Below are 18,380 nucleotides of genomic sequence, written 5' to 3' on the forward strand. Positions count from 1 at the left end.
TGCTGGCTTTTTATCATTTCGACGCTTTTAACTACGTTAACTGCTATTTTAGAAACTTATCAAAAGCGTTAGTACTCTAATCTAAACGCCAAACCTAGCTCGTTAGTTCGTTCACCACCGTTATCACTATCACCGTTTCGGTGCTGATACGCCCCCTCAATAGAGAACTTAGACGTGATCTTATAGCGTAAACCTAAGTGATAAATCTCTTCATCAAACAGCTCACTTCGATTTGCTTGAATACTACCATTAGCAACCCATCGCTTTGCAAAACCATAGTTTAAATCGAGCTTACCACCGTGGATAAACTCGGTATCAGATTCGAGCGTCTGGTTATCTGAATTGCGCTCAATTTCACCCTTGGTCACACCCAATAGATAGGATGCCACGATATCGAGATCTTTGCGGATGTTAAAACGGTAACCGGCGCCACCCATCAGAGTATCAATTCGAGTCGTACTCTCATCGGGATGAATAAAGCGCGCGGTATAGTCGCCAACAAGCAACCACTTATCCGTCAACTCATAACTGACACCCAGCCCAAACACAGAGGCGTTGTTGTTGCCGCCAGCATCTGCGTTGAGACTGCCGGAATAAACCGAGGCGGTAACATAATTAAAATCGAGATCTTTTGACTCATTATCTTGGGCCATACCCTCGAAAGAGAAAGCAGCACATACAGAGACTAAGCCCAGCTTCCACATCGACATTTAACCCTTCCTTAACACTGTCTTATTTTTATCAAAGGTTAGTCTATCCATCAGACTTTAAAAAGGTTTTACCTCACAGAATGATTTGTCGCGGCAAATTATTATCAAATGATGTACCATGAATTCATATTAACTTACGGATGAACACTATGGATGCTGAGTTATTAGAGATTCAAAACTTCCTCGCACAATACCCTCCCTTTAGCGAATTACCGGAAGAGATACTCGCCAAAGTCACGAGTAGCGTGGAAATTTCCTATTATCGTCAAGACACACCGATTATTCACTTCGGCGACCAAATCCACGACTTATATGTGGTTCGCAGTGGTGAGGTCGAAGTCTACAGACGAAAAGGAGAACTCTATAACCGTTTAGACCAAGGTGATCTATTTGGTCAGATGGGCCTACTGACTAATAACAAGGTACGTTTCCCAGTTAAAGCGATCGAAGATACCCTTCTTTACTGCATCCCAGAATCCATCTTTCAAGAACTTTATGACAATTACGACTCATTTGCCGATTTTGTTGAAGTAGAAGATAACGCGCGTTTACGTCAAGCCATCTCAAACAACAGCGACGCTAACGATCTCACTACTTCAAAAGTGAAGACGCTACTGACTAGCGATGCACCGATGATCGAAAAAACGCGCACCATTCAACAAGCGGCGACTATGATGGCGGAAGACAACGTCTCTTCGTTGCTGATTATTGACTCAGACATCGTAGAAGATGATGAAGATGATTCAACGCCTGTAATCGGTATCATCACTGACCGAGATTTGTGTACTCGTGTTCTTGCTGAAGGGCTTGATCCATCAGATGAGGTCTCAAGCGTGATGACTCCTGAGGTAATCTCTCTCGACCACAACGCCTATGTCTACGAAGCTATGTTGACGATGCTGCGCTACAACGTTCATCACCTACCTGTACTCAAAGATAAAAAACCAATAGGCATTATCGAAGCAACAGACATTGTTCGCTACGAATCGCAAAACTCTCTCTTATTGGTAAGCAGTATCTTCCAGCAACAAAGCATTGAAGATCTCAAAGTATTGTCAGAGCAAGTTAAAGATAGCTTTGTACGCCTTGTGAACGAAGATGCGAATGCTCATATGGTGGGCAGCGCAATGTCAGTGATTGGCCGAAGCTTTAAGCAACGTATTATTGAGCTTGCTGAGGAGACGCTAGGCAACGCGCCAATTCCATATTGCTTCCTTGCTTTAGGGTCTATGGGGCGCGATGAACAACTCCTTGTGACCGACCAAGATAACGCCATTATTCTTGATGACTCATACGATGAAGCCAAACATGGTGCTTACTTTGAAGCCTTCTCTAAGTTCATTTGCGATGGCTTAGATCAGTGTGGCTATAGCTACTGTACAGGCGACATCATGGCGACCAATCCAACTTGGCGAATGACACGCACTGAGTGGGAAGAGTGCTTCGCAGATTGGATTGATAACCCGAACCCGAAAGCGCTGCTAAACGCCTCAATATTCTTCGACCTTGACGGTGTCTATGGCCGCCTAAAATGGGCTGAACAACTCAATAGCTTCATTGTACGCCGCTCGCGCAAGAACAACCGATTCTTGGCATGTTTAGCTCGTAATGCACTCAACCGCACCCCACCACTTGGTTTTTTTAAAGACTTCGTGATGGAAAAAGATGGCCGTCATAATAACTCTATCAATTTGAAACGACGCGGTACTGCGCCACTGGCCGACTTGATCCGTGTGCACTCACTTGCGGTCGCATCACGCTCTAAGAACTCCTTTGAGCGCCTCGACGACATCATTGACGCGGGCATCTTACCTAAAGGTCGAGCTCAAGATCTAAAAGATGCGATGGAGTTTATCTCTATGGTTCGTATTCGACATCAAGCTCTGGACGTTGACAACAACATCGAGCCGGATAACAACATTGAGCCCGAGAATCTGTCGGACTTTGAACGTCGCAACTTAAAAGATGCATTTCAGATTCTCAGTAACGCGCAGAACTTCCTCAAGTTCCGTTACCAAGCCAACAACAAATTTAAGTAGAGACGATGACGAGAATATTTAAGTCACCCGCTGTAGATTGGCATTTCAAATTTGCCCAGAAGCTCGAGCGTGTTAAAGATGAGCGCCTCAAAGAGTACTACAGTAAACCGTTACCTGCGGCTGACACTCCCATATCTGAAGTGACCTTCTTAGCATTGGACTTTGAGACCACTGGCCTCAATCCATCTAAAGATGGAATTATTACCATCGGCTTAGTCCCGTTTACACTTAACCGTATCTATCTAAAACAAGCGCGTCATTGGACGCTAAGACCCAGACAAAAACTGGAAGAAGAGTCTGTGGTGATTCATGGCATCACTCACAACGACATCCTGGATGCTCCAGATTTAAACGAAGTACTCGATGAAGTCTTAAAAGCGATGGCTGGACATATCCCGGTTGTCCACTATAGACGCATAGAACGTAACTTCTTAGATAATGCGCTACGCTCACGCCTTAATGAAGGCATTGAGTTTCCAGTATTAGATACATTGGAAATTGAGTCACAAGTGCAGCATAAGCTCGCTGGCGGCTTTTGGAACAAGTTAAAAGGCAAGAAGCCCGGCTCAGTCAGATTAGGGCAAAGCCGTCGTCGCTATCACTTACCTGACTACACACCACACCATGCGTTAACGGATGCCATTGCGACAGCAGAGCTACTCCAAGCACAGATTGCACACCATTACGATGCAAGTAGACCGCTGAAAGAGTTCTGGTTGTGATTCACTAATCGGTTTTAGTCAATCCATCAACCATCAAGAAAGCCAAACTAAAAAGGGTGTCATACTTTGACACCCTTAATGATAAGCTTCGTTTGTTTGACGCTATGCGTTTTCTTGTTCGAACTCTTTCATAAAGTTCACCAATGCTTGCACACCCTCAAGCGTCATCGCATTGTAGAGAGACGCACGCATCCCACCTACTGCTCGGTGACCTTTTAGCGACTTAAGACCCGCTTTATCAGCAAGCTCCAAGAACTTACCGTCAAGCTCTGGCTTAGCCAATTGGAAAGGTACGTTCATACGAGAACGGTTTACTGGGTGAACGTCGTTACGATAGAAGTCTGATTCATCAATTGCGTTGTAAAGAAGCTGAGCTTTCTCTTGGTTCACTTGCTCAACTGCTTCTACACCACCTTCTGATTTCAACCACTTAAATACTAGGCCAGACAAGTACCAAGCAAACGTCGGTGGAGTATTGAACATAGAATCTTTCTCAGCCAGTACCTTGTAGTTCAAGATGCTTGGTAACACTGAGTTTGCCAGATCTAGAAGGTCGTCACGAACAATCACAATGCAGATACCCGCTGGGCCAATGTTCTTCTGCGCACCCGCGTAAATCACACCGTATTTTGATACGTCAATTTTACGAGAAAGAATATTTGAAGACATGTCCGCAACAATTGGCTTGTCCGTTACAGGCAGTTCGTTGATTTCGATACCATCGATAGTCTCATTCGGGCAGAAGTGAACGTAAGCCGCTTCTGGATCGATTTTCCACTCACTTGCTGCAACAACGGCTGCTTTGCCATCGACAGTTGTCTTAGCGTTGAACACGTCAATCTCTGCGTATTTGCTCGCCTCTTTTACTGCACTCTCAGCCCAGTAACCCGCATCAACGTAAGTCGCTTTAGTTTTGTCACCCAGTAGGTTTAGTGGAACTGCTGCAAATTGAGCGCGCGCACCGCCCTGACAAAATAGAACTTTGTAGTTGTCTGGGATGTTCAGAAGATCACGTAAGTCTTGCTCCGACTCATCCGCGACTTGAATAAATTCTTTGCTGCGATGGCTAATTTCCATCACGGATGTGCCTAGGCCATTCCAGTCAATAAAATCCGCTTGCGCTTGCTTCATTACTGGCTTTGGTAATGCTGCTGGACCTGCACTGAAATTAAAAACGTTATCTAAAGTGTTTTCCATGGGGGGTGATGCTCCTGCTCATAATAACTGTGGCTCGATGTCACGTTAGATCAAATAACTGTAAATCGATATAACTATGCAAGTAATACCACGTTTTACCCAACATAAAAAGCAACAAAAGAGGTCTACAGACCTCTTTTGTTGTGTATCGATTAAAAACCCGAGCTTTAGCTAGCTAATAGACGTGTTCACGATGATTGTGCTTCAATTTACTGCATTAAAGCTGGCATTAATAACGCAATTAATGGAATTTCTTGTCCGTTTTCAAAGACTAAATTTCCATTTTCTAGTGCAGCGTGAATTTCGTAACCTGTTTCTGTTTGCTCAATCATCTCCATTACGATCAACTCATCAATGCCCTCTTGAATAAACGGGTACTCTTGTACTAGTTCATTAGAGAAGCTTGAACTAATATCCCCCTTCAGGGCTGGAATAATAAGGCTTGGATCGCTACTGATGTTTTCTGTACCTTCTGGAACACTGACTAGCCACTTAGAATGAAACTCACCCTCGCCTAAATCCAACGAGATATTCTTCATCGAAAGATCGAAACCTTTTGCGAACAGGGTATCAATGTAAGGAATGATCTGCGCAATATCTTCCTGAGTGAGTACTGGGTTCGATTGATAGATCTCAAACACTTTCTCAAAAGATTGGCTGTCTAGCTTATCCATCTCAAAATCAACATTAAGGTTGTTCACCTCACCATCGCTGGTTTGAATCGATGCAATGTTCAGTTTCAGATTGCTGCGCAGGCGTTTCGTTGCTTCATCAAGATGCGATTCAAAGTCGTACTGAGAGTTTTGAATTGACACATAAGGTTTCATTTGCATATCGGTTAAGGCAAACGACCCAATAGTAAAGTTCTGAGTACCCAACCAGTAGCCTTTCGCCTGCTTACCTTCGCCTACACCTTGCAGGTTTGATAGCGTCATCTCTTCACCAGATGGAAAATCAATCTGAATAGACGGAATATCAAGTTTGTAGTCAATCTGTCCCAGTACGGTTGCATGACCAGATACTGTCGACTTAGTAATAGACACTGAAGTTTGCTTCTCAGCGCTACCCTGATGGTTCAGCTGGCTCAGCTCGAGATTAAAGCTGGTGTTGCCATTCAGTTCAGTGTTCGTAGTTAGAGTCAGTGGTAGATTCGGTTGATCTTCCAGAGTCGACAACGCATCAAGGCTAATCAAACCATGACTAACGTCACTGTTAACAACATACTCGGTTGGCAATCCATCAATGGCTAACTGCTCTTTTAAGCTCTCATCGATAATCGTAATGCGTGTTTTTACATTGGATGATAGGTAACCGCGGTCATAATCAACAATTTCAGCCTGAATGCTAGAACTGTTTAATGTTGCGATACCATCTGTAATCGCATTCTGCCCAATCTGACCAACGGCAAGTGGCCAACAGAGTGCTAATGAAATAGCGCCACCAATGGCACCGATTTTTCTAAGCTGTTCCATGTGTTCTCTTTAATTACGATCGTTTGTAATACTCAGTCTAACCTAACAATAGCATTCAGGAAACATTGCGTTAAATCAGTCTATTGCAGAATACTTCAATCAGCTCAGCAAATTACCAACTAGCTCTCATCCTTTACTGACACATATTGATACTCTAGGTGTAGGGAAGCTATAGAGGGAAACACGTGAACCAATACGCTGTTATTTGTTTAGATAATAATCCAATTAGTATTGAGCGGATTCGCAGTGAGCTCGCACCATTTTCAGCGACGTTTGATATTTATGCTGCCGAAAATCTCGACGAAGCGCATCAGGCTCTGCAGGACATTCACGACAACCACCAAACCGTCGCATTGGTGATTACCCACCATCACGCTCAATTCGATGGTGTGCAATTCCTTATCGAACTCGAGCAGTTGCCACATACTAATACGGCGCGCACGATTTTGGTTAGCGCATCGTCAGATATTCAAATTATCTTAACCGCGGTTAATGAAGGACGTTTAAATCACTGCTTGACCAAACCTGTTACCGATCAAGTGCTGTTCAAATCTGCTCAAAAAGAGCTCACCTCTTTTATCATCAAATATGCGGCTGACGACTTACTCACTTATAGCCAAGTACTGGACCAGCAGCGAATCTTACGCGCTCATATCGAACAGAAAATACGTTCATTCCAGTCTGGCTTTATTCACGACTTTCATCAGCTTTCCGATACAGCTCTGGCAGAAAAAGTGATCAACGCACTACAAGACTTCTTCTCCCAAGATGATAAAACCAAAGCAATTCGCATCTACTCTCCCGATCACTTGTTGACCAAAGAGGGAGAAGACAACCGCTTCCTATGGTTTATTACTGATGGAGAAGTGGCTCTATATAAAAAGGATGAGCTAGGTCAGCAACGTGAAGTGGTGAGACACACCAAAGGGAACATTGTTGGTGGCATGTCGTTTGTGACTGGTGAGCCCTCTTTTTCTACGGCAATTACGCTAACGCCAACTCATGTTATTAAGCTAGATCGAGATGTTTTCTCGCAAGTGATGCATTCAAACAGCGCCCTATTACCACTGTTCACCAATCTACTACTGCGCCATTTTAACCGCCGCCTGCAACGCAGCATTACCACTAAGCTTCGCCTGCAAGAGACATTAGAATCACTCGAATCTGCCCACCAGCAACTGATTGAAAAAGAGAAGATGGCGATGCTTGGACAACTCGTCGCAGGTGTTGCTCATGAGTTGAACAACCCGATTGCGGCGATACTGCGCAGCATCGAAACGCTTGCTGATAATCTTGACTCGATTCTATTAAATTCAACCCTACCGAATTCACCATTGACCACTCAAGTGCTCGCCACGGCGAAACAATCTAAACCACTTTCGACAGCTCGAGAGAGGGACTTAGTCAAAGCTCTCACCTCAACAATTAGTGACCGGGCAATGGCGAAGAAAGCGGTAAAACTGAACCTAACCGATCAGCCACAGGTGATTGAGACACTGAAGCACTGTCCGGTTGCTGCCAAAGAGCTACTTAACGATCTAGAACACTACCATTTGGTCGGAAATTCTATTCGCTCAATCCAGGTTTGCAGTAAACGAATTGCGGATATGGTCAAAAGCCTTAAAGGTTATGCAAGGCAAGACGACGAAGCCAAGTTACATGCTGACCTTCACGAAGGGCTCGAAGATACCTTAGTGATTTTTGAAAATAGGTTGAAAGTTCATAACGTCGAAAAACACTACGATAGCAGCCTACCTCGACTGCTTTGCCAACCATTGGCGTTGCAGCAGGTCTGGACCAATCTCTTGTCTAATGCTTTAGATGCCCTGCCCGAGCGCGGTACGATTGAGATCACAACCTCTCAGAAGCAACGCAATCAACAAACTTATTGGGTTGTCGAGATAAAAGACAACGGGCATGGTATCGACTCTGCCAATCTTGAAGCCATTTTTAACCCCAATTTCACGACTAAGAAGGAGGGAAACTTCGGTCTAGGAATTGGACTCTCTATTTCTCAACAAATTGTGACTGCGCACAGCGGATTCATTACTGTTGACTCAGAGCCAGACTGCTATACCTCGATGCAGGTATGGCTGCCTCTCGATTCACAAGGAGCCTCAAATGAATAAGTACCTAATTCTATGTGTTGATGACGAGCCAGAAGTGCTCAATAGCGTCCTTCAAGACCTTGCACCATTTGAAGACGATTTTGCGATTGAAGGCGCAGAGTCGGTTTACGAGGCAAAAGAGGTGATCAAAGATATGCAGCAAGACGGCATAAAATTGGCGCTGATACTCTGCGATCATATCATGCCAGACAAAACCGGCATCGATTTCCTGATTGAATTGAACCAGCAGTCTTCAACTCAACCCACTCGTAAGCTTCTTTTGACTGGGCAAGCGGGTTTAGAAGACACCGTGACTGCAATTAACAACGCTGCCCTTGACTTCTATATCTCGAAACCTTGGCGTGGAGACGAACTCAGAGCCACCATTATTCAACAACTCACCGATTATGTTATTCAAGAAGACGACAATCTGTTGCAGTGGACGTCGATCCTCGATACAGAAAGAATTCTTACAACTATGGCAAATAAGCGCACCAGTTTTGGTGAGTAGATAGCAAATTGAACAATCAAAGTTGCACAATGGCACTCAATTTGCTTATTTTTTAGCTAAATGACAAATGATTGGCATTTAAAAGGATTACTTTTCTACAAGTTAGACTAGAATGTCTCGATATTTATTGTTTGTGCCACTGGGTGCAAACATAGGGAATTAACATTAATAAAGGTTTACTGTCGTTATGCGTAAAATTCTACTGACTACCGCTATGCTTCTGGCATCTAGCCAAGCATTTGCAGCCGATGACCAACCACAAGTAATGAGCAACTTCAGCTACGATTACTTTGAAGCTCGTATCGGCGCAAGCCCAGTTACTTTCGGTGGTGCGTTCAGTAAGTCAATCCACCCAAATGCTCACGCTGTAGCACGCATCGATTCTGAGTTCGAAGGCGATTTCGACTCTGGTGTTGGTCTTGGCTTCCACTCTCCAATCAACAACTGGGCAGACCTTACGGGTGAAATGCTAATGCGTATCGTACAGCCAGAAGACTCTAGCTCTACAGATCTAGGTATGGAGATCAACCTAGGTATTCGTCAATGGTTAGGCCCACAACTTGAGGTTGGTGGTAAAGCGGGTTACGTATCTATCGATGACAACGACGATTGGATTGGTTCTGTTTACGCTCGTTTCCACTCTACAGAGCTATTCTCCATTGGTGCTGAAGCGCGAATCAACGACTTCTACGGCGAACAGGTTATGTTCACGACTCGCTTCAAGTTCTAAGACGTTTTTTGGCTTCAGTTAAAGTGAGCTAAGTAAGCGATTAAATAGATAAACAAAAACCGAGGATTATATCCTCGGTTTTTATTTATATTGAATAATCTGGAACATATAGGAGGATTCTAGTGGCAGCTCTTTAATAGCTGTTGTTTGCGAGGCTCTTGAAGCAGTTTCCAGTGAATACCATCAATGGCACCAGCAAACTTCCAAAGTAGCTTTAAGTCAACATCATTACCGTAAGTTTCACGGACCTTATTGAAAACTTCAGGTGCACCTAACTGCATGAACATAGAGACATCTTCAACACCCGCTTTCTTAACCATACGCTCTAACGTGAGTTGCATGTTAGGTAGGTCGCGTAAACGGCGACTGGCCGTTGATTTTTTGAAACTGCGTTGCTGAACTGAATTATCGATAGAAGTTCGAATAATGCTATCCAGATCAGGGTGCTCGCAGGTAAACAGATCGGTAATATCGTAGTAATTTACAGTGGCTGTCGTTTGCTTTTTGACATGGCGATATTTTTCACAGTCTAGAGCCGTCAATTTTTCATCTAATGACTCACCACCGCGAATAAATAAACAACCTTCGCTGATCAATGCAAACATCGCATCGCTCTGGAAGAGGCCTGTACCTCCAAACATTGAACGTTTTTGGTGCTCACCAAACTTACTTACGTAGTTAATAAATGCTGTCTCAGTCATATCCATTGATCCTTAATCTTATTACCCCGATTAGTACGATCACCAGATAAGCAGCTTTTTGTATGCGAAAATAAAATGTTCTAAATATAGGTGAATATTATGGTTTGTTTTCCACCTTTAAAATAAATCATACTTCGAAACAAAAATTAAGTCTGGACTTAGCTCACAGCAATTCATTGAACATCAAAAAAATTCATGATTCATATCACACTACGCCATTATTTGGCGCTTTTATTTTGACGCCTAGTGTTACCCCGGTTCAGGTTTAGTTGTTTTTAGCTAAAACTGATTTCTGTTTTTGTTCTATTGCACGGCATCACTGCGGCTTGTAAAATGAGTAGATATTGTCATTTATCCTCTTTATATGAATCATTTATCCTTTTATTGGCTTCCTGAGAACAAAGCACTTCTACTCAAAGGACTTGAAACCGAGTTCGCACAATTGGTTAGCAGTTCTATTTCCTCTGGTAAAATCAACTTACCTCCCATCCCAGATGTGGTTTTGAAAATTCAGAAACTTTGTACTCTCGAATCGACAGGAATTGCTGATGTAGCAAAATGCTTGCTCGAGGATCCCGGTTTAACCGCCATTGTGATTCGTGTTGCCAATTCCGTGGTGTTCAACCGCCGCAACATTACTTGTGTCGATATCATGACTGCTGTTTCTCGTCTTGGTATTTTGCGGGTTCGTGACATTGTGACGGCTCAAGCGATTGAGCAACTGAAACACAGCATCAACCTCAGCCAAGATTGCAATCAGCTACTAAGACAGAGCGCATCGATTTCAAAAGAGCTTGGTGCAACTATGGTATTGGTCACCAATCAATTCAAAGAGTATGAACCACAAGAATACAGCTACCTAGAGCAAGAAAAAGCCCTATTGGTCGGCTTACTTGCTGACATCGGTCTATTCTGTCTGGTCAGCGAATATCACTACTATTTAGAGAAAGGTAATTACCTCGACCAAGACATCGCCCTGCAAATATTCCAAACCCAGTGCTCTGCAACCAGTCAATTGGTATTAAAGCAGTGGGGGTTCGACCGTGATTTTATTGATGTATCTTCAAATAAGTCCTCAATAAACAGTGAGAAAGATGTTTCTTACCTCGATATTGCACGAATTGCTAATCATCTCTTGATGTTTAGAAACAATGATGAAAACATCGACTCTCACGAAGTCGAACTTAACGTTACTGGAGCTGAAGTTCTCTATCAACTCAGCAACTTAAATGACAATGAGTTCCACGGACAGCTTAACGACGTTATCAGTGCCAGCGGTTTATAAGGTGATAGACCGCTAAGTCAGCATCGAGGGAATCATGTTTACAGGGATGATCTTCATTTTTGCCCCACTTGTAGTGGGTTACCTATTTTCTATTTCAAATGAAAAGACGCTAGAAACGATCAACCGTGCAACGTCTTCTCTAATATACGTCATTCTGGGGTTAATGGGGTTGAGCCTTGCTGCGCTAGATAACCTAGGCAGCAACCTACAAACGATCTTGCTCTACACTGCAACATTCTTCGTCTGCCTAAGCGCGTGCAATCTACTGGCGTTACCTTTAATTGATAAGGCCCTTCCACTTCAAACAGACAGTAGTCAGAAGAAACTGCCACTCTCTTCTATGGCGCTGGAATCGGCCAAGTTGATCCTTGTTGTGGGCACGGGTCTTATCGCAGGTCTACTACTACCAATCGGTTTGACCTGGGTAGACACCGCGAGCGAGTGGATTCTGTTCGCATTGCTGTTCTTTATTGGTATTCAACTTCGAAACAGTGGTCTAACACTACGCCAAATCCTATTAAATAAGCACGGCATGGTGATCGCTGCCACCATTATCATCTCCTCTATGTTGGGCGGCGTGATGGCAGCCTACCTGTTAGATATCCCGTTATTTCGGGCTCTCGCAATGTCATCCGGCTTCGGTTGGTATTCTTTAGCAGGGATTTTGATGGGTGACGCTTTTGGTCCCGTTTATGGCGGCGCCTCTTTTATGCTGGAGTTACTACGTGAATTGGTCGCTCTGGTCGTGATTCCGATGTTGATACGAAGTTACCCTTGTACTTCAATTGGGTACGCGGGCGCGACAGCGATGGATTTCACCCTTCCTGTTATACAGACAACCGGTGGTGTGCGTTGTGTGCCTATTGCGATTGTCAGCGGTTTCATTTTGAGTCTCTTAGTGCCGGTATTGATGCTATTCTTTGTATCTCTTGCTAACTAGATCGCAGGAATGGCCCCTATTTTCCATTAGAATGCGTCGGTGTCTTTGTACTCGAGACTTTAAGATTGCCCAAGATCCTGAAACAGTTACCGAAATAAAAAGACACTAAGTGTCGTTGCTCAACAAATACTAATCACGGTAATCTGTGAAGACATAGTTCTACATAAAAATCAGTTCTAAAAAGAATAAACCCAAAAAGGAACCACTATGAAACGCCTTTGTGTCGCACTACTGCTAGCATCAACTTCTACTTTCTCTTTTGCAGCAGAGAGCCTAACTGGAAACCAACAATGTCTTGCTGAAAAATACGATGCGTACATCGACGCCTCTCTAAATTGGTATGCCGATCTTGCAGACCTAACTGCAGCTCAATACCCAGAGCTTGAAGAAGTAAGCCAGTGGTTCCTTGAAGGCCGTAAGCACCACTTCGAGTTAAACCGAGCAGCTGTTCGCTACTACCTAGTTAACGATTCAAGCAAAGTCGCTACCGAGCAATCTGTTGAAGGTTGGCTAAAGCTGGAACAGCATGACATCAAAGCGCTATCACAGCGTGACGATGAGCTAGGCAAAATCGCAAAAACAACCTTTGATGATCGTCAATCTAAGCCACACGCTCAAAACTACGAGCTGCGTTCTGCATTTGCAGAGCTGTTAAGCCACCCGAAACAGATCGATACAGCCCTGCAGCGTTACAACCAATCTATCGCTAAAGTAGAAAATACTCAGTGTAAATAGCGGCATAAACGTGACTCCTTCTAAAAAGTTACGTTTATGGGAAGTGGGATTTCATAATTAAGACGGGACTTTGTGCCCGTTTTCGTTTAGATTGTCCCGCTCGCGTCAATATTAGAAAAATAACTCGCTTGCTATGGTTACGGAACAAAAAACAGCAGATGTAAGCTTTGATAGCCTACTGCGTATCTTCACAGTACCGGAAGGTCCAGACTCAACACTTACACAAATCGAAGACAAACTGTCACAAAACCTGAATCAATTTCTACGAGAGCATATCGTGGCTGAAGAGAAGCCGCTTCGAGAGATTGAGAAGGATTTTTCCAATGCTTCTATCCCGGAGCAGCCTGAGTTTGTTTCTGAACATACCGAGCACCTACTCGACTCACTCGTTTCTCACTCAGTTCATACATCTGCGCCAAGTTTTATTGGTCATATGACCTCGGCTCTGCCGTACTTTTTGATGCCGCTGTCAAAGATCATGATTGCGCTTAACCAGAACTTGGTAAAAATCGAAACCTCGAAAGCATTTACACCACTTGAGCGTCAAGTATTGGGAATGCTGCACCGTCTTATCTATCAGCAAGATGATGCTTTCTACTCTCGTTGGATGCACAGTGCTAACCATTCACTAGGCGCTTTCTGCTCTGGCGGCACAATAGCCAATATCACCGCTCTTTGGGTTGCACGTAACAATGCACTTAAGGCACAAGGCGAGTTTAAGGGCGTTGAGAAAGAAGGCCTGTTCAAGGCGATGAAGCACTACGGCTATGAAGGCCTAGCGATTTTGGTTTCTGAGCGCGGCCACTACTCCCTGAAAAAAGCAGCGGACGTACTGGGTATCGGTCAAGAAGGTCTTGTTTCTGTAAAAACAAACAACGACAACAAGATCTGTACTGAAGACCTGAGACGTAAGATCACCGAACTCAAAAGCAAAAACATCAAACCGTTCGCAGTAATCGGTGTTGCGGGTACAACCGAAACCGGCAACATTGACCCACTGAAGAGAATGGCTGAAATTTGTGCCGAAGAAGCGTGTCACTTCCATGTAGATGCTGCTTGGGGTGGTGCAACACTTATGTCGAACAATCATCGTCATCTGTTAGATGGTATTGAACTGGCAGATTCAGTAACGATTGATGCGCATAAACAGCTCTACATCCCTATGGGTGCGGGTATGGTGCTGTTCAAAAAGCCTGACGCTATGACAGCCATTGAACACCATGCTCAGTACATCCTACGTAAAGGCTCAAAGGATCTAGGAAGTCATACATTAGAGGGGTCTCGCTCTGGAATGGCAATGCTTGTATACGCAGCTATGCACATCATTAGTCGTCCTGGTTACGAACTATTGATCGACCAAAGCATTAATAAAGCACGCTATTTTGCAGACCTTATTAAACAACAAAGTGACTTCGAGCTCGTTTCTGAACCTGAATTGTGCCTTCTGACTTACCGTTATGTGCCTGAAAGCGTTAAACTAGCGCTCGAAAAAGCGAATGACGCTGACCGCACAGAACTTAACGAACTGCTCAACGAATTAACGAAATTCATTCAGAAGAAGCAGCGTGAAACAGGTAAGTCTTTCGTATCTCGTACGCGCCTTAACCCTGAAGCTTGGTCACACCAACACATCATCGTGTTCCGTGTAGTGCTGGCTAACCCGCTAACGGGTACTGAGATCTTAACCTCTGTGTTAGAGGAGCAGCGCGAAATCGCTAAGCTAGCTCCGAACTTAATGGGTAAGATCGCAACACTAGTCAGTAAGATTCAGTCATAGTTATTCAAATTTAGTTGCATCAGATTGAAAATTTATTTCTTTTTGATGTAACTAACACGTCATTTCAACGCCTATTTGCACTTTTTTTACTCAAATCCTCTTCCAGTTTTGTAGTTTTCTAAAATTTTGTTGAGGTTTGTCATATTCTGAAGCATTCATCCCGTGTTTTTGTATTAGTAAATAGTGTGTTAGGTTTATACTTATCCTATGGTGCTAGTTAAATATATATCTATTTGAAACGGCAGTACTAAAGAGCATTGTCATTGTAACTTGTTATTGATTGATAACTCTGCCTGCTATTTGTTTCAGCCACTCCCCGGGTAAGCAGATATTAACTAGCAAGTTGTTCTCTATACCCTCGTGAACACTATGAATACATTAGAAAAAATACAAAAAAACCTGGAAAATTTCAGTAAGTCTGAGCGTAAAGTCGCTGAAGTCATTATGGCTTCCCCTCAAACTGCTATTCATTCTAGTATCGCTACATTGGCAAAAATGGCCGATGTGAGTGAGCCTACTGTTAACCGCTTCTGCCGTCGTTTAGATACGAAAGGCTTCCCTGACTTCAAATTGCACCTAGCTCAGAGTTTGGCAAACGGAACACCTTATGTGAACCGTAACGTTGAAGAAGATGATGGACCAGATGCTTACACGCATAAGATTTTTGAATCGACAATGGCGTGTCTGGATGTGGCGAAAAATAGCCTAGATTCAATGCAAGTCAACCGCGCGGTTGACCTGCTAACGCAAGCTAAGCGTATTTCATTCTTTGGTTTGGGTGCGTCTTCGTCTGTGGCTAGAGATGCTCAAAACAAGTTCATCCGTTTCAACATCCCAATCACCTGTTTTGAAGACATCGTGATGCAACGCATGAGCTGCATTAACTGTAGTGACAACGATGTTATCGTTCTGATTTCACACACAGGCCGTACTAAGAGCCAAGTTGAAATTGCGAACTTAGCTCGTGAAAATGGTGCAACGGTGATTGCCATCACAGCTAAAGATTCTCCATTGGATAAGGCAAGCTCACTGTCTATTTCATTGGATGTGCCTGAAGATACTGACGTTTATATGCCAATGGCAAGTCGCGTAGTACAAATGACGGTTATTGATGTTCTGGCTACTGGCTTCACGCTGCGTCGTGGCACTGGTTTCCGCGAAAATCTAAAACGCGTTAAAGAGTCACTGCGTGATTCACGCTACGAGAAATACTCTCAGTTCTAAACTGAATGTAGACAAGTAAAAAAACGGAGCCGCACGGCTCCGTTTTTGTTTACTCAAACTGATTGTTCTCTTATATCGTCCAGCTGTTGCCCTTTTCGACGATGCTGTTTTGTGAAGCGTAGGAGTTAATAATCGTAAAACTCGATTCCGCTCCGTTTTCAGGGAAACCTGTCTGCTGAAGCTGCGAAGAATCACAACTGCAGTCACGACACACCTTCTCTAAGATATGCACCAGCCGCGCCTTATTAAGTGGCAGTGGGTTACCCTTGATCGCCACCGACTTCATCGCATCCTCAGCAACATCTTCAAACGGTGTTTTACAGACCCCAAATTGAATAAGACTTGGTATTTCAAGTGTGTCGAGTAGCTCTGAAAGCCAACTGACTGACTGCTCCTCAATTGCGTTCTCGTCGCCTGTTACGATTGCAGCGATATGTTGATAGCGAGCCAAGATATCGTCACGACCCTGCTCTCTTGCGACCTCGATATTCTCTAGCATGACCAAAGGCGCTAAACGACCAGTAATAATACTATGTGGCGCATGTATCTTTCCGCCTAATGCCGACGCTAAGCCATGAGCCGCACCAAGTTTTGCGTTGGTAATTGCCATACCACCTAGCATCGATGCAAATGCCAGATCAGAACGTGCTTGAGGGTTATCTTCAACACACGCTTTCACCACAGAAGCACTGAGCTTTCTTAGCCCTTCTTCACAAATCATATCCGTTAACGGATTCGGCTCTCCACAGACATAAGCTTCCATTAAATGAGTGAACGCGTCCATTGCTCCTCTGCCGGACAGATACAGGCTCGTACCATAGGTAAGCGTTGGGTCGATAATAGCCACGTCTGCAAGCATATCAGGGCTGCGTAAACTGATTTTAACCTTATCTTGCCCAGACTTAAGTACCGCATTTTTGGTGACTTCAGCACCGGTGCTTGCCGTGGTTGGAATCGCAATGAAAGGTAACGGCTTCGTCTTCAAAGGCACATTACGCCCCACGACTTCTACGTAGTCGTACACATTCCCCTGATTCGGCAGAATCGCCGCCAACGCTTTCCCCATATCAATGGCACTACCACCACCCATCGCAATCACCATATCGGGCTTAAATCGGCGTGCCGAAGTGGCAGCCTCTTCAACCATGGTTATATTTGGCTCCCCAGATACTGCGATATGCTGATAGCGCATATTTTGTGCGTCGAGATATTCGGTAACAATTGTGGTTCTTTCTAGATGACTCCCAGTTACCAATAACACACTGTAACCATACTGATTAAACTGAGACAGTGAAGACGCCAGTGCTCCTTCACCAAAGATGATCTTTGTAGATGTCATAAATTGAAACATGGTGCCTCCTGCGCCTATGACCAAACAATACTACGAACTCTTTGTTGTTGCGGTTTGCTAAAATGCGGTTAACTGTTTATTTAAATGCCATGTGATTTATCTAACTACAAGATGCCCGTAACTGAATCTAATTTTCTTGACGCGGTGCAACTTGTCGCATTAATAACGGCTTAGTGTCAGATTATTAGCGCTGATTCACATTCTGTACCCTATCTCCTTGCGTCTAGCGAGGGCTTTCGAGCGAAGCGCTGGTGTGAATGAATACTATTTAAGCTGATAGGTACAACCTATCGCATTAACAGGCGATTCCATCTTTATTTCCCCATAGCATTAAGGCATAGTTAGTTTTAAGAATTTTGAGTCGTATCCCTTTAAGAATAGTTAACATATTTGGGTTAACGAGCTTCATCCCGTATTTAGGAGAAATGAAATGTTTGTAGTAATCTTTGGTCGCCCTGCTTGTCCATTCTGTGTTCGTGCTAAAGAGCACGCTGAGACTCTTAAAGCTAAGCGTGATGACTTCAACTACCGCTATGTTGACATTCACGCAGAAGGCATCAGCAAAGCAGACCTAGAGAAAACAGTAGGTAAGCCAGTTGAAACGGTTCCTCAAATCTTCGTAGACCAAGAGCACATCGGTGGCTGTGATGACTTCGAAGCATACGCAAAAGCGAACCTAGGTCTTTTCGATTAATCGACCGCATTGATTTTAATAAGCTAAACCTGTCGCAAAAGCTCATAAAATCATAAACAAAGCCTTATTTTAAAGCTCACGTGCTTCACGTGAGCTTTTTTAATGCGTAGAACAAAAATGAATCACGTTAAAATCAAGTAAAACTGCAAATTAGCGCTTATAATTTATCTAAAATTAGATACAA

At 43.8% G+C, this 18,380-nt stretch carries 16 protein-coding genes; 11 read left to right on the forward strand and 5 right to left on the reverse strand.

Annotated elements, in window-relative coordinates; genetic code table 11:
* Positions 1–68: 68 nt before the first annotated feature.
* Entirely contained in the window at positions 69–653 is a 585-nt protein-coding gene (locus AC6I7V_RS07790) for an outer membrane beta-barrel protein (RefSeq protein WP_498011668.1), read from the reverse strand.
* Between the two features lie 206 nt (positions 654–859).
* Between AC6I7V_RS07790 and AC6I7V_RS07795 the strand changes: the two genes are divergently transcribed.
* Positions 860–2,749 carry a DUF294 nucleotidyltransferase-like domain-containing protein gene (locus AC6I7V_RS07795; protein ID WP_255230552.1) on the forward strand — a complete coding sequence of 630 codons (1,890 nt, stop codon included), beginning with the start codon at positions 860–862 and terminating at the stop codon, positions 2,747–2,749.
* 5 nt (positions 2,750–2,754) lie between these two features.
* On the forward strand, positions 2,755–3,471 hold the full coding sequence (locus AC6I7V_RS07800) for a 3'-5' exonuclease (RefSeq protein WP_255230551.1): 717 nt from the start codon (positions 2,755–2,757) through the stop codon (positions 3,469–3,471).
* A 102-nt stretch (positions 3,472–3,573) separates the two neighbouring features.
* Here the strand turns inward: AC6I7V_RS07800 and serC are convergent, their stop codons facing one another.
* On the reverse strand, positions 3,574–4,668 hold the full coding sequence (gene serC / locus AC6I7V_RS07805; protein ID WP_498010611.1) for a 3-phosphoserine/phosphohydroxythreonine transaminase: 1,095 nt from the start codon (positions 4,666–4,668) through the stop codon (positions 3,574–3,576).
* A 209-nt stretch (positions 4,669–4,877) separates the two neighbouring features.
* Complete coding sequence (locus AC6I7V_RS07810; protein ID WP_498010612.1) at positions 4,878–6,140, reverse strand: DUF945 family protein; 1,263 nt, start codon at positions 6,138–6,140, stop codon at positions 4,878–4,880.
* A 185-nt stretch (positions 6,141–6,325) separates the two neighbouring features.
* On the opposite strand from AC6I7V_RS07810, the gene AC6I7V_RS07815 reads away from it, so the two are divergent.
* From AC6I7V_RS07815 to AC6I7V_RS07825, 3 genes are all read left to right on the forward strand, one after another.
* Complete coding sequence (locus AC6I7V_RS07815; RefSeq protein WP_498010613.1) at positions 6,326–8,269, forward strand: ATP-binding protein; 1,944 nt, start codon at positions 6,326–6,328, stop codon at positions 8,267–8,269.
* A complete protein-coding gene (locus AC6I7V_RS07820; protein WP_498010614.1) occupies positions 8,262–8,759 on the forward strand; it encodes a response regulator in 498 nt (165 codons plus the stop codon). The genes AC6I7V_RS07815 and AC6I7V_RS07820 overlap by 8 nt, the downstream gene beginning before the upstream one ends.
* Before the next feature lie 187 nt (positions 8,760–8,946).
* Positions 8,947–9,489, forward strand: a complete 543-nt coding sequence (locus AC6I7V_RS07825; protein WP_255230545.1) for a hypothetical protein — start codon at positions 8,947–8,949, stop codon at positions 9,487–9,489.
* A 119-nt stretch (positions 9,490–9,608) separates the two neighbouring features.
* On the opposite strand, the gene AC6I7V_RS07830 is transcribed toward AC6I7V_RS07825, so the two are convergent.
* Complete coding sequence (locus AC6I7V_RS07830; RefSeq protein WP_255230544.1) at positions 9,609–10,190, reverse strand: TfoX/Sxy family DNA transformation protein; 582 nt, start codon at positions 10,188–10,190, stop codon at positions 9,609–9,611.
* A gap of 364 nt (positions 10,191–10,554) precedes the next feature.
* Here AC6I7V_RS07830 and AC6I7V_RS07835 point away from each other — a divergent pair, with 364 nt between their 5' ends.
* From AC6I7V_RS07835 to AC6I7V_RS07855, 5 genes are all read left to right on the forward strand, one after another.
* Positions 10,555–11,475 carry an HDOD domain-containing protein gene (locus AC6I7V_RS07835; protein ID WP_255230543.1) on the forward strand — a complete coding sequence of 307 codons (921 nt, stop codon included), beginning with the start codon at positions 10,555–10,557 and terminating at the stop codon, positions 11,473–11,475.
* A 34-nt stretch (positions 11,476–11,509) separates the two neighbouring features.
* Positions 11,510–12,415, forward strand: coding sequence for a LysO family transporter (locus AC6I7V_RS07840; RefSeq protein ID WP_498010615.1), 906 nt, complete (start codon positions 11,510–11,512; stop codon positions 12,413–12,415).
* 207 nt (positions 12,416–12,622) lie between these two features.
* Positions 12,623–13,150 carry a hypothetical protein gene (locus AC6I7V_RS07845; protein ID WP_255230541.1) on the forward strand — a complete coding sequence of 176 codons (528 nt, stop codon included), beginning with the start codon at positions 12,623–12,625 and terminating at the stop codon, positions 13,148–13,150.
* Positions 13,151–13,283: 133 nt separating this feature from the next.
* Complete coding sequence (panP, locus tag AC6I7V_RS07850) at positions 13,284–14,927, forward strand: pyridoxal-dependent aspartate 1-decarboxylase PanP (RefSeq protein WP_498010616.1); 1,644 nt, start codon at positions 13,284–13,286, stop codon at positions 14,925–14,927.
* Positions 14,928–15,296: 369 nt separating this feature from the next.
* Complete coding sequence (locus AC6I7V_RS07855) at positions 15,297–16,151, forward strand: MurR/RpiR family transcriptional regulator (protein ID WP_032548710.1); 855 nt, start codon at positions 15,297–15,299, stop codon at positions 16,149–16,151.
* A 70-nt stretch (positions 16,152–16,221) separates the two neighbouring features.
* Here the strand turns inward: AC6I7V_RS07855 and AC6I7V_RS07860 are convergent, their stop codons facing one another.
* On the reverse strand, positions 16,222–17,502 hold the full coding sequence (locus tag AC6I7V_RS07860) for an iron-containing alcohol dehydrogenase (RefSeq protein WP_498010617.1): 1,281 nt from the start codon (positions 17,500–17,502) through the stop codon (positions 16,222–16,224).
* A 430-nt stretch (positions 17,503–17,932) separates the two neighbouring features.
* Here AC6I7V_RS07860 and AC6I7V_RS07865 point away from each other — a divergent pair, with 430 nt between their 5' ends.
* On the forward strand, positions 17,933–18,196 hold the full coding sequence (locus AC6I7V_RS07865) for a GrxA family glutaredoxin (protein WP_032548707.1): 264 nt from the start codon (positions 17,933–17,935) through the stop codon (positions 18,194–18,196).
* Positions 18,197–18,380 lie beyond the last annotated feature (184 nt).

The sequence above is a fragment of the Vibrio sp. KUL70 genome (genome assembly GCF_059725515.1).

Excerpts from the sequence above, each read along its gene's own strand:
- serC (WP_498010611.1), bottom strand. The coding sequence starts at position 4,668 with ATGGAAAACACTTTAGATAACGTTTTTAATTTCAGTGCAGGTCCAGCA.
- AC6I7V_RS07830 (WP_255230544.1), bottom strand. The coding sequence starts at position 10,190 with ATGACTGAGACAGCATTTATTAACTACGTAAGTAAGTTTGGTGAGCAC.
- AC6I7V_RS07855 (WP_032548710.1), top strand. The coding sequence starts at position 15,297 with ATGAATACATTAGAAAAAATACAAAAAAACCTGGAAAATTTCAGTAAG.
- AC6I7V_RS07810 (WP_498010612.1), bottom strand. The coding sequence starts at position 6,140 with ATGGAACAGCTTAGAAAAATCGGTGCCATTGGTGGCGCTATTTCATTA.
- panP (WP_498010616.1), top strand. The coding sequence starts at position 13,284 with ATGGTTACGGAACAAAAAACAGCAGATGTAAGCTTTGATAGCCTACTG.
- AC6I7V_RS07790 (WP_498011668.1), bottom strand. The coding sequence starts at position 653 with ATGGCCCAAGATAATGAGTCAAAAGATCTCGATTTTAATTATGTTACC.
- AC6I7V_RS07865 (WP_032548707.1), top strand. The coding sequence starts at position 17,933 with ATGTTTGTAGTAATCTTTGGTCGCCCTGCTTGTCCATTCTGTGTTCGT.
- AC6I7V_RS07820 (WP_498010614.1), top strand. The coding sequence starts at position 8,262 with ATGAATAAGTACCTAATTCTATGTGTTGATGACGAGCCAGAAGTGCTC.
- AC6I7V_RS07835 (WP_255230543.1), top strand. The coding sequence starts at position 10,555 with ATGAATCATTTATCCTTTTATTGGCTTCCTGAGAACAAAGCACTTCTA.
- AC6I7V_RS07800 (WP_255230551.1), top strand. The coding sequence starts at position 2,755 with ATGACGAGAATATTTAAGTCACCCGCTGTAGATTGGCATTTCAAATTT.
- AC6I7V_RS07840 (WP_498010615.1), top strand. The coding sequence starts at position 11,510 with ATGTTTACAGGGATGATCTTCATTTTTGCCCCACTTGTAGTGGGTTAC.
- AC6I7V_RS07795 (WP_255230552.1), top strand. The coding sequence starts at position 860 with ATGGATGCTGAGTTATTAGAGATTCAAAACTTCCTCGCACAATACCCT.
- AC6I7V_RS07860 (WP_498010617.1), bottom strand. The coding sequence starts at position 17,502 with ATGTTTCAATTTATGACATCTACAAAGATCATCTTTGGTGAAGGAGCA.
- AC6I7V_RS07845 (WP_255230541.1), top strand. The coding sequence starts at position 12,623 with ATGAAACGCCTTTGTGTCGCACTACTGCTAGCATCAACTTCTACTTTC.
- AC6I7V_RS07825 (WP_255230545.1), top strand. The coding sequence starts at position 8,947 with ATGCGTAAAATTCTACTGACTACCGCTATGCTTCTGGCATCTAGCCAA.